Source organism: Rathayibacter sp. AY1G1 (assembly GCF_002932095.1).
Lineage (GTDB): Bacteria > Actinomycetota > Actinomycetes > Actinomycetales > Microbacteriaceae > Rathayibacter.
In genome coordinates this window covers 20,560-30,999 of sequence record NZ_PSUZ01000033.1, presented here as the reverse complement: position 1 = coordinate 30,999, position 10,440 = coordinate 20,560, and the positions used below count along the sequence as shown (strand labels likewise).

Below are 10,440 nucleotides of genomic sequence, written 5' to 3'. Positions count from 1 at the left end.
GACGCGCTTCTCGACGCTCTGTTCGAGCAGTCGGCGGGCGGCGTCGGCGGCGTCGTCAGGGTTCCTCGTGTGGTCGCTCATGCGGAAAGGCTAGCCGCCGCCGCCGCCGTCATGCGGAAGGCGCGGACTCAAGCGTCTCGGGTTCGGCTTCGCCAGCCGAGACGCTCGGGTGTCCTTCGGACCCGAGTTACACCCAAGTCGCGCTCGGTGCGAAGATGGTTTGTGGAGCAAGCTATAGGTTTACCCGTGGTAAACCGCTTGCGCCCCTTCCGCTGCGCGGCCGGGTCGGCGCATACTGGTCGTATGGTCCCCGCCTGGGGGCGGGTTCGCTGCGCTGGGCCGGAAGGACGGTGAGGGTCGTGTCGGAGTCGTCACGAGAGGGTCGGTTGTTCGGCCGGCGCCGCCGCGCGAACGTGCCGGGTGTCGCTGCGCGGTCGAAGCGGTACGAGGTGTCGGTCACGCCCGAGGAGGACGCGCACCTGCGCGCCCGTGCCGAGGTGCTGGAAGTGACGGTGCCGCGGCTGCTGTTCGAGTCCGCGATGAACGCCCAGGTGCGCACGGACACGGAGTGGCGGTTGGTGGTTGCTGAGCTGTTCCGGGCGTCGAAGCTGTTGCAGAAGACGTCGGACAACATGAACCAGCTCGCGCGGTTCGCGAACAGCACGGGCCAGTTCCCGGCCGAGGCTGTTGAGGCTGCGGAGGAGTACCGGCGGGTGCGACGCCTGATCGAGGCGACGGCAGACCGGCTCGGTGGACGGTGAGAACGAACATCACGCGCGGCACGCGCATGCGTGGACTGATGGGCTACCTCGTTGGTCCCGGCAAGACGAACGAGCACGAGGAGCAGCACCTGATCGCGGGGGATTCCGCGATCATGGCTGAGTACGGGCATGAGGTTCTGGATGGCGCTGCGGCTGCGGCGATCGCTGCGGATCTGGACCGACCGCGGGAGCTGTTCGGCGTCGAGGTGACGCGCAACAAGGTGCGCACCGACGAGAACGGCGAGGCGGTTCGGGACTCGGCCGGCGCGATCGTGAAGGATCGCGTGGCGGCTGATGTGTGGCATTGCTCGCTGTCGCTGGCGGCCGAGGAGGGCCAGCTCACAGACGAGCAGTGGGGCCGAATCTCGACCGACTTCGTGCAGCGGATGGGCTTCGCGGGCGAGGACATCGGCAAGGCCGATTGCCGCTGGGTCGCGGTGCGTCACGGGCTGTCGAAGAACGGCAACGACCACGTACACATCGCCGTGTCGCTGGTGCGCGAGGACGGCACGAAAGCGTCGGTGCACAAGGACTACGAGCGGTCGCAGACGATCAGCCGTGAGCTGGAGCGCGAGTACGGGTTGCAGGTCTACCAGGCGCCGGAGCGCGAGTTCCCGGAGCGCGGTGTGCGGCCGGGAGCGCGTGAGTCCGCTGCACGTCGCGGGCACGTCGAGCCGGACATGCAGCGCCTCGAGCGCGCCGTACGCGCGGCCTCGTCCGCGTCCCAGGATGAGAGCGAGTTCGTTCGTCGTCTGCGTCAGGGCGGGGTGCTGGTGCGCCCTCGATTCGCGACGGGTCGTGACGATGTGATCGCCGGCTATTCGGTGGCGCTGCGGCCGACGAACGGCGAGAAGGCGATCTGGCACGGCGGCGGCCGGCTCGCTCGCGACCTGACCTTGCCGGAGCTGCGGAAGGGCTGGCCGGACCAGCCGGAGTCCGCGTCGGATGCGGCATCCGAATGGCGCGCGACAGCCAAGAATCCCTGGCAGTACACGCCGGTCAACCCTGGCCGGGAGACGGCGGAGCCGGCCCCCGAGCTGTTCGAGGCGTACGCCGCGGACATGGACCGGCTGCACGACTACATCAGGTCCGTGGACCCCTCCGACAGGGCCACGTGGGCGCACGTTGCGCGCGAGACGGCCGGCGCCTACGCGGCGTGGTCCCGGCGCATGGAGCCCACCCCGGGACCGCTCGCGGACGCTGCGCGATCGCTCGCCCGCTCGGCGCACCTGCGGGCGCACGAGACGCGCCCGCGGCCCGCGATGATGCCCTCGACGGCGGCGTACTCCGCATTGATCATGGCCGCGGCGGGGAATAAGAAGAATGCAGCCGCGGAGCTGCTGCTGCTGAACCAGTTCGCGCGCTTGACGCACGCGGTCGCGTCGGCTCATAAGGCAGCCGGTGATGCGCGACGGATGCGCGAGCTGTCGCAGACGTTGCGGGGTCAGTTGTCCGCTGTTCGCGACGGCTACCAGGTCGTCGTGAAGGCCGAGAAGGTCGCGGAGAACGAGCGGGCCTGGCAGGCGCTCCCGGAGGAGCTCAAAGACGTTCGCCGGCTGTCCCAGACCAACTTCGGGTCGGGCAGTCCCGTACCCACGAAGCTCACCAAGGCTGACCGGGAGCGCGAGGAAGCGATGCTCGCGGACCGCGCCCGACAGTCTCGGCAGGGACCTGACCAGGACCGCGGCGACCGTGGCCGATAGACGATTCACCAAGGCAAGGGGAGGAAGTCATGAGTGACGACGACGAGGTAGGCCAGGAGGTCGGTCAGAACGTCCGGATCGCGTTGACCATCGCGATGCAGATGGGCGAGAAGTTCGCCCGGCTGCGCGAGGAGCTGGCTCGCGACGCGCAGGCACGCTCCGCCGCGCAGGCGCGCGAGCTGTCGGCCCGTTTCGACGCCGAGCGCGGCGCTGCACGCGCGACGTTGCAGGTCGTGGACCGGCCCGACTGGTGGGAGAAGGCGAGCATCCAAGACATCTCGAAGGTCGCGGAGACGGCGCAGGCGTGGAAGAACCACGACCCGATCGCGGAGCGCGCGTCGGCCGTCGTTCAGCGCGAAGTGTTCGAGCGCTACGGCGTCGACACCGCCGTGCTGCGCGACGCCGCCGGTCAGGCGAAGTCGGAGCTGGACCGGGCGAAGGAATGGGCCACCAACTCCGCGCCGGAGCACTACCACCGCCACGACGACGACCGTCTCACCATGGACATACGCGGCCGCGCAGAGCCGGACGTGAACGCGGAGCGCGCTCTGATCACCGACTACCGCGCGGCGCTCGCGGGCGACGCCGGCACCCTCGAACTCTCCGCGGCCGAGGAATGGAAGCGCGACACCGACCCGGCCGGGTTCCAGGACTACCGCGTGCAGACGTCGATCGACTGGAACGACGGAGAGTTCCGCACCGCGGACCCCGCGGCCGTCGCTGCTGCACGAGCCGCGCTGGTCGAGGAGTGGAAGGACACGGTAGCTCCCGAGCGTGCTCGAGCGGGAGCGGAGGTTACGGAGGCACAACTACTGATCGCGGAAGCCGACCGCCTCGACCGCGCGAACGACGCCCGCAACCAGGAGGCCGCTCGAGAAACCCCCGGTGCGTCCGACGTCGACAACGGGCGCGCGGAGATGGCTGCGCAGCTCGAAGCGCGCGCGAGCGACTACGACCGCGACGCGGCCGCCGGTGGCACCGCCAACGCGACTCCTGACGAGCTGCGCGAGCTGGCCTCCGACGCGCGCGCTCAGGCACAGCTCTTCCGCGACGACGCCCCCGCAGAGCGCCAGGAGGCCGCACAGGGCACCGGAGGCCCGTCCACGGAGTCGGCGCCGCCCGCGACGGATCCGCGCGCGTCAGCGTCGCGTGAGGCCGGAGAGATCGCTTACGACAGTGCCGAGCGTCGACAGTCGACCATTCAGGCGATGGAAGCCAAGGGAGTCCCCCCGCACGTCATCGAGGCGCGGATGAGCGCCGACAGCGCGCACGCCACCCCGCCCAGCGCCGCGGTGACGTCGAAGGCTCCGATGAGCACCGTCCCTCAGACGCGGCGCGGTCGTGGCCAGGGGCAGGGCGCCGATCGCGCGGACCTGAGCCGCTAGCCGGAGCGTCGAGAACGAAGAAGGGGAGCACCGGACGGTGCTCCCCTTCTTACGTCCTCAGAGCGCCTCTCAGGCGTTTTCTCTGGATGGGCGCTGCGTGTACAGCGGCGGTTGTAGATCGGACGGGAAAGTGCCTTCTACCGGCGCCGTGTAAGGCAGCGGTTCACCGATCCGGTTCTCGTCCGTCGAGTCAGCGAATGGGCCGTCCGCAGAGAGAAGGACGCTCATGTGTGGGTCGCAGTGGTTGATCCACCACGCGCTCATCCCGGCCTTCGGGTCGGCGCGTGCGGCCTCCCACGCCCGCCACAGCGCCTCGATGCGCTGCTGCGCTTCCTTGGCCTCCCACCAGGCTGCTTTCCACCGCAGACCGGCACCGGAGCCCTGCGCCATTACTCGGCGCCGGTAGGTGCCGATGAGCTGCTTGCGCACGAACTCATCCGCCGACCCGAAATGCGTCGTGGGCTCTTCGCTCTCCGGGGCACTCGTCGCCTCGTCGGCCGCTGACGCGGGCGCGGCCTCGTCGTCCACGCCCCCGTAGAAGTCATCGCTCATGAGCCCGTCACCGGCGTGAAGCCGTGTCCCTGCTCCGGGGCCGGCGGCGGCGTCGGTGTCGGCGCTGCGCCCGGTCGGTGGTTCGCGATGGAGGCGTTGATCGCGGCCACGAGCGGCTTGGGGCCGTCGAACCACGGCACCGTGCGCAGGATCGCGGCACGCGAGCCCGAGGACATCAGGATCGCCCGCCCGATCTTGCGCCCCTTCTTGGGAGTGGGGAGGTTCGCGAGCTCCGCGACGTCGAGGATCAGTTCGCGCTTCAACGCGCTGGTGGTCGAGCGCACGCCCTTGTTCATGCTCGCGGAGGTCGTCTCGCGATCGTAGGTGCCGATCAGCTCTGACACCATCCGCAGAAACCCCGTCTCCGAGATTCCGCCGGCGTAGATCTTCGCGTTCGCGGCCGACCACAGCTTGTCCATGCCCTCCTTCCCGAACACGCTCACGCCCTGCGACCAGGACTGGAACACCGACATGATCGGGATCCCCCGGGAGCCGTAGTGGCTGTAGAGGTCGGGCAGGTCGCGCCAGCGGCAGACGTTCGCCGCCTCATCGAGGACGCCGAGCATCGGGGTCTGCATCCGGCCGCCGGGCGACACCGCGGCCAGCTCCTCCGCGGCTTCGACGGTCGCGGCGGTGAGGGCGAGGACGAGGGGGCCGGCGCTGCCGGCACCCTCCTTGGACAGGCTGTAGAGCGTCCCGGTGGAGCGGACGAAGGCGCCGGGATTGAACTCCGGCCGGGTGTCGTTCTCGCCGGTGCGGTTCACCCACTGGCGGGTCCCGGAGTCCTTCAAGCAGGACGCCATGCGCCGGGCAGTGGAGTACACCGATCCGCGCTCCCGGTGCTCCAACCGCGTCGCGCCCTGCAAGCTCTTGGCCATCAGCGGGAAATAGCTCGAGGCCAGGATGTCTCCGGCCGTCTCGTCGCCGGGTTTCGTCGTCCACTCGTAGACGTCCGTGATCGGGCGGCCATCGAGGGCCGCGGCGAGCAGGAAGCCTGCCAGCAGCTCGCGACCGGACGGCTCGAAGTGCGCATCCGAGCGGGCGCCGACCTCGCTGGATCCGGACGCGAAGTGCTGCGCGAGCTTCGCTGCCTTGGTGTCGTCGGTGACGTAGGAGAGGGGGTTCCACCACCACGACGGCGGCTCGACCGCGACGCGCTGCGGGTCGAACACCCACACCTGCCCCCGTGCTGCGCGGAGGTCGCGGGTCGCGTCGAGCACGTCGCGCTTGTTCGAGGTCGTGACCACGGACCCGGGAGCGTTGACGATCGCGGGGATGACGAACGACGTCGACTTGCCTACGCGGGGGCCGGCGAGCAGCAGCACCATGTCCTCGAACGAGGCGTAGATAGGTCGACCGTCGCTGAGGAGGTCACCCAGAGGGACGCCGAACGAGTCGGTCACGCCCAGTCGGGCCGACTTCTCCTTCGCCTCCTTGCCGCGCATGTGGCTCATTTCCGCGGAGGTGGCGGTGTGGCGGGCGGTCCAGTCGATCGGGGTCCGGTTCTTCTTCCCGCCGTTCTTCGCGATCAGGAACAGGGTGCCGAAGAAGACGACCACGGCGCCGATCCCGGCGACGATGAGGGTCGCGGTGCCCGGCCAGACGAGTCGGCCGCGGAACACGTCGACCACGACGGAGAAGAAGTTCGACGGGTCGGTGTCCATGTCGGGATTCACACCGTCGACCTGGGACCCGACGCGGACCGCGATGTAGATGGCCAGGGCGATGATCAGGACACCGCCGGCCGCGAACGCGACCCCGAAGCCGTTACTGGCCTTCCCGGGCTCTTTCCGGCGGTTGTTCGTGAGGCTCATGGTGCAACTCCTTCGGTCGGTGCTGGGCTGGTGAGAGTGGTCTGGGCGGGGATCGCGTGCTGCACCTGCGCGGTGAACGCGAGGGTGGCGGCCGTGGCCACGAGGACCGCGACAGCCAGGAGCCCGGCGACCGCGCCGACCTGGCCGAGCGGACCCCGCAGCAGCGCACCCCCGGCGCGGGCGGCGATCACGACATCGCCCGCTCGAGCAACGGAACAGATGCCGGCAGGAACCTGCGCGGCTCGCATCGCTCATAGATCGGCCCGTCGTAGGGGGCCGTCGTGTCGTCGCTGGTCGCCTGCCGGCTGGTGCCCCAGGTGAGGACGGCCTGGCCGTTGTCGACGTACTCGACCGGCAGGTCCGTCATGTGGTCGGTGTGCGGGAGCGTCGTCGTCATCGAGCAGCCCCAGAGGTAGCCGTCGTAGACGACCGTCGACGTGCAGCTCATGCGATCACCCGGTCCCACTGGTCCCAGGCGACGAAGCCCGCCATGAGGGCGACCCCGGTCCAGCAGCCCGTGAGCAGAAACCGGTCGCGCTCCGCCGCCCCCTGACGGCGGGCGGCGATCACGCTGACGATCGCGGCGCCGGCCGCGCCGAGCGCGACGCAGCTCGCGCCGAGGGCGACGAGGACGCTCACGGCAGAATCTCCACCATGACCGGATCGGTCGCCAGGGGCTCGTTCGCGCGGCCTGCGCGGCTCGTGGTGTGCCAGAGCTTGTTGGTGTCGTTGACGTCCTTCTCCGCTGCGGTCAGGTGGACGCGGACGGGGATGCCGGGACGGCCGCCCACCTTGATCAGGAACAGGCCACGGCCGGGCGGGTCCGCTTCCTTCCCGGAGACGCCATCCCAGGCCGGCGGGTCCTGCCAGCTCGTGAGCATCTCCTGCTCCTTCGCGGACAGCGGCACCGCCGACGTGAGCAGAGGCATCTCCGCACCGGGAAGGCCGCCGCAGATGACCATGCCGGAGCGCTCCACAAAGCCGCGGGCCTTCATCCGGTCCTCTTCGCTGGAAAGCGCGAGGAGGTCGGACATGGTGTGGCTGATCATCGCCAGGCCGACACCGCGGGCACGGTTGAGGCGGGTGAGCGCGTCGACGCGATCGACCATGCCCTTGCCCGCGCGCAGAGCCCGCCACAGCTCGTCCAGGATCACGAAGTAGTGCCGGCGGGGCTCGATCCCCGCATCGGCCAGCGCCGCGGCGACGTTGACCGTCCCGAACCCCGCGGACCAGCACGCGAGGAGGATCGCCGCCTGGAGGTCGCCTTCGGAGTCATCGATCGAGGACACGTCGTAGACCACCGGCCGATCCCGCCGCATCGGGGTCGTCGTCTGGCGGGAGAAGATCTCGCCCAGCCGGCCACCGGAGGTGAGGCCGATGAGCGACGCTTCGAGGTTCTCGGTGATTTCCTTGTACCGCTTGAGGTCGTTGCGGTCGAGCGCGACCTGTCGAATCTCGTCCGGCGCGGCCTGGATCACGGCGAGCAGGTCCGCGAGGACGGGGATGCCCTCGTGGTGCTCGTCCAGGTACTTGAGCGCCCGGTCGATGATCGTCTCCTCCCGGTCCGTGGGCGGCTGAGAGCGGAGGATCGTCAGGAGCGCTGCGATCATCGTGTGCCGGCGGCCGTGAGCGTCCGCGAGCACCTGAGCAGCGAGGCGCTGCGCCTTCACCGCACGCAGGTGCAGCTCCTTGGAGTCGCCGCCGCGGGCGTCGAGCTCCGCGGCTTGCTCGAGCGCCTGGTCGGCGTCGTCGCGGAGGCGCTTCGCTGCGCTGGTCGCCTCGCCGGGGTCGAGGATGTTGAGGTAGCCGCGGTCGCGGCCGAGGGTGATGACCTGTCCCTCCATCGCGCGGATGAGGTCCACGTAGTCGGGCTTCAGATCCCCGAGGACCAGCGGAATGGTGCCGTACCCGGCGAGCCCGGTCGCCATGCGGCGGGTCAGCGAGGACTTTCCCAGACCCGGCTTGCCGAGGACGAACATCGACGGGTTGGAGATGAGCTGCGCCCGCTGGAACCAGCTGATCGGGTCGCACAACACGGAGGCCCCGGTGGTGAGGTTCTTCCCCAGCGGCACGCCGATCATGGGCGTGCCCGTTCCGACCGAGAACGGGTACAGCCCGCACACCTGAACGGTCGTTGCGCGGAACTCATCGGCGGGCTGAATCGAGACGGCCTGTCCGCCGCCGCGGCCGAGCCATCCCGTCGACGTCGGCCGCATCGGGCGCTTCGGCGCCGACTCCTTCTCAATGTTCTGTCTGCCGCCCTGGTGCGGGATCGCCCGCTTCTTCCGCGACCGCTTCGAGGGCTTCTCGCGGGCGAGAGGAGAGCTGGCGGCGCGAGCTGCGGCGGCCTCCTCCTCAGCCTTCCGCACGCGGCGTGAACGGGCGCGAGCGTCCGTCGACGTCGCCGCGGCCTGCGCCGTCGTCGGGGCTCCGACCGCGCCCGTGGGCGTGGCGGAGTCGAGCGCGTCGACGTCGCCGGCCTCTTCGCTCTGGTCGACGTCGACGGCACCGGTCGGCAGCTCGTCCCCGTCGACGTCGGCGGGGACGTCGACGGGCTCGGTGTCGCGGTGGCGGGAGAAGAACTTGGTGGTGCTGCTCACTGGGGGCCTCCAAGAAGGGTCGGAACGGCGACAAAGACGGGTGAGGGCTGAGGGTTAACCCGGGACGGCACCGGACGTGTGTCCAGTGCCGTCCTGGTGGTGGCGGGGTGCGTCACAGGATTTCCCGCATCTCGTTGGGAATGCGCAGGTGCCGAGGCAGGACCAGCCCCAGCGGGAGCGCGGCGGCGAAGGCGGAGTCCTGCGAGCCGAACGCCGGCCGCATCCGCAGGCGGGCGGCCGAGGTGAGGGAGTCGATCGCGGCGCGCGCTTCGGGCTCCTGACCACGCTGCAGCGTGGTCGCGGTGACGATCAGGCCGAAGTTCATCAGCCCGGCGCCGGAGGCTTCCTCCGCGGCCGTGGCCTGCGCCGAGCGGGTCGAGAGCGTCGAGCGGGCCGTGGGCTTGGTGGACGCGGAGGAGTTGAACTGGGCGGCGTTCAGGTCCGCCTCCACGAGCGCTGCGGCGCGGGCGGGATCGATGGGCCGGTAGAGCAGGGTGACGCGCTTACGGGCGATGTCACGGTGCGGCGCGAGCAGGCGAGCGAGGATGTTCGACTGGACGACGCCGCGCGGGGGCGCGGTCATGGTCCACGACGTCGACACCGCTCCGTCGTGACGGTAGGAGTCCCAGTGCGCTTCGGCACCCGCAGGGCCGACGTCGGTCCAGGACAGGTCCGCCGTCTCGCCCTCTGCGCGCGCCTGATCGATCAGGAGCGCCGCGGCGGGGTCGTACGCGGTGCGGATGACTTCGCACAACTCCTGCGCGCTCAGGGGCCGCGCCGCGCCCGCCCCCGTCGCCGCGAGAGAAGACGTCAGGCCGGGGATGCGGGCGGAGAGGTCCGCGGCGACCTCCTTGGCATTGCGGCGCTTCCCGTTGATCCGCGCGGTCGCCGTGAACGTGAGCGCGATGTAGGCGTGGATCGTGGCCGACCCGACCGGGTAGGTCTCAACGACCTCCTGGAGCATCGCTCGCGCGAACAGCGGCGCGTCCGGGTCCATCGACCCCTCGACCTCACCGCGCAAGCGCGTGCCCGTGTCGGGCGCCGTCTCGACGGTGACCGACGCGGCTTCGATGCCGGGCTCGTCTCCGAGGTTGGCGAGCCAGATGCCGTATTCCGCGACCTGGTTGTTGATCTGCTCCTGATCCACCAGCGCGGCGCCGTCCGGCTCCGTCGCCAGCACGACGGTGAAGTGCTTCGTCATCGGGGTGCTGATCAGAGCGAACCGGCGACCGTGGGAGTCCTCGTGCTCGGTGAGCTGCGAGGGCGCGGCCAGGCCTGGGAGCTGGAAGGTGCCCCACTTCGCGCGGCCGATCGGGCCGGAGCGGTAGATGTTTGCTCCCTTGCTCTTGGTACGCCACCAGTTCACGCGGACCACCATCCTTCCGAGGGCGCTCTGCCCGTGCTTGTCCTTGACCGAGACGGTCAGGAGGATGCCGCCGAAGATGGCGGCGACGATGAGTGCGGGACCTAGGCCGGAGAACATGGACGCGATGATCGAGGCGACGATGCCCACGAACATCACGAGGGTGGCGAGCTGTCCCAGCCCGCCGAGGCCGGCGGTCTGAGGCTTTCGCCAGTTGCCGTAGGTGCGGGCCTTGATCGGATCGGTTGCTGTGCTGGTCATG

10 protein-coding genes are annotated in these 10,440 nt (G+C 70.1%); 3 read left to right on the top strand and 7 right to left on the bottom strand.

Going from position 1 to position 10,440, the window contains the following annotated elements:
• Positions 1 to 215 precede the first annotated feature (215 nt).
• The 3 genes from C5C36_RS18295 to C5C36_RS15490 are packed head-to-tail and all read left to right on the top strand — an operon-like array spanning position 216 to position 3,849.
• Positions 216 to 761 (top strand): plasmid mobilization relaxosome protein MobC, encoded by a 546-nt coding sequence (locus tag C5C36_RS18295; RefSeq protein WP_374953309.1) that lies wholly within the window; start codon positions 216 to 218, stop codon positions 759 to 761.
• Complete coding sequence (locus C5C36_RS15495) at positions 758 to 2,464, top strand: relaxase/mobilization nuclease domain-containing protein (protein WP_104263455.1); 1,707 nt, start codon at positions 758 to 760, stop codon at positions 2,462 to 2,464. Before C5C36_RS18295 ends, C5C36_RS15495 begins: the two co-directional genes overlap by 4 nt.
• 29 nt (positions 2,465 to 2,493) lie before the next feature.
• The gene (locus tag C5C36_RS15490) at positions 2,494 to 3,849 is read left to right on the top strand and encodes a hypothetical protein (protein ID WP_104263454.1); all 1,356 of its coding nucleotides are present in this window, start codon (positions 2,494 to 2,496) and stop codon (positions 3,847 to 3,849) included.
• Positions 3,850 to 3,918: 69 nt separating this feature from the next.
• Here the strand turns inward: C5C36_RS15490 and C5C36_RS15485 are convergent, their stop codons facing one another.
• The 7 genes from C5C36_RS15485 to C5C36_RS15450 all read right to left on the bottom strand — a co-directional run bounded on the left by C5C36_RS15485 (position 3,919) and on the right by C5C36_RS15450 (position 10,439).
• The gene (locus C5C36_RS15485; RefSeq protein WP_104308534.1) at positions 3,919 to 4,401 is read right to left on the bottom strand and encodes a DUF4913 domain-containing protein; all 483 of its coding nucleotides are present in this window, start codon (positions 4,399 to 4,401) and stop codon (positions 3,919 to 3,921) included.
• Positions 4,398 to 6,215, bottom strand: a complete 1,818-nt coding sequence (locus C5C36_RS15480) for a type IV secretory system conjugative DNA transfer family protein (protein WP_104308533.1) — start codon at positions 6,213 to 6,215, stop codon at positions 4,398 to 4,400. Before C5C36_RS15480 ends, C5C36_RS15485 begins: the two co-directional genes overlap by 4 nt.
• Entirely contained in the window at positions 6,212 to 6,406 is a 195-nt protein-coding gene (locus C5C36_RS15475; protein ID WP_104263451.1) for a hypothetical protein, read from the bottom strand. Before C5C36_RS15475 ends, C5C36_RS15480 begins: the two co-directional genes overlap by 4 nt.
• On the bottom strand, positions 6,403 to 6,663 hold the full coding sequence (locus C5C36_RS15470) for a hypothetical protein (RefSeq protein ID WP_104263450.1): 261 nt from the start codon (positions 6,661 to 6,663) through the stop codon (positions 6,403 to 6,405). The genes C5C36_RS15475 and C5C36_RS15470 overlap by 4 nt, the downstream gene beginning before the upstream one ends.
• Complete coding sequence (locus C5C36_RS15465) at positions 6,660 to 6,854, bottom strand: hypothetical protein (protein ID WP_104263449.1); 195 nt, start codon at positions 6,852 to 6,854, stop codon at positions 6,660 to 6,662. Before C5C36_RS15465 ends, C5C36_RS15470 begins: the two co-directional genes overlap by 4 nt.
• Positions 6,851 to 8,431 (bottom strand): ATP/GTP-binding protein, encoded by a 1,581-nt coding sequence (locus C5C36_RS15460; RefSeq protein WP_258059986.1) that lies wholly within the window; start codon positions 8,429 to 8,431, stop codon positions 6,851 to 6,853. The genes C5C36_RS15465 and C5C36_RS15460 overlap by 4 nt, the downstream gene beginning before the upstream one ends.
• A 496-nt stretch (positions 8,432 to 8,927) precedes the next feature.
• Positions 8,928 to 10,439, bottom strand: coding sequence for an SCO6880 family protein (locus C5C36_RS15450; protein ID WP_181072914.1), 1,512 nt, complete (start codon positions 10,437 to 10,439; stop codon positions 8,928 to 8,930).
• Position 10,440: the final 1 nt, after the last annotated feature.

Bases quoted from the DNA above. Each gene is read 5' to 3' on its own strand.
- C5C36_RS18295 (WP_374953309.1), top strand. From the start codon at position 216: ATGGTTTGTGGAGCAAGCTATAGGTTTACCCGTGGTAAACCGCTTGCG.
- C5C36_RS15490 (WP_104263454.1), top strand. From the start codon at position 2,494: ATGAGTGACGACGACGAGGTAGGCCAGGAGGTCGGTCAGAACGTCCGG.
- C5C36_RS15485 (WP_104308534.1), bottom strand. From the start codon at position 4,401: ATGAGCGATGACTTCTACGGGGGCGTGGACGACGAGGCCGCGCCCGCG.
- C5C36_RS15480 (WP_104308533.1), bottom strand. From the start codon at position 6,215: ATGAGCCTCACGAACAACCGCCGGAAAGAGCCCGGGAAGGCCAGTAAC.
- C5C36_RS15470 (WP_104263450.1), bottom strand. From the start codon at position 6,663: ATGAGCTGCACGTCGACGGTCGTCTACGACGGCTACCTCTGGGGCTGC.
- C5C36_RS15460 (WP_258059986.1), bottom strand. From the start codon at position 8,431: ATGCGGCCGACGTCGACGGGATGGCTCGGCCGCGGCGGCGGACAGGCC.
- C5C36_RS15450 (WP_181072914.1), bottom strand. From the start codon at position 10,439: ATGACCAGCACAGCAACCGATCCGATCAAGGCCCGCACCTACGGCAAC.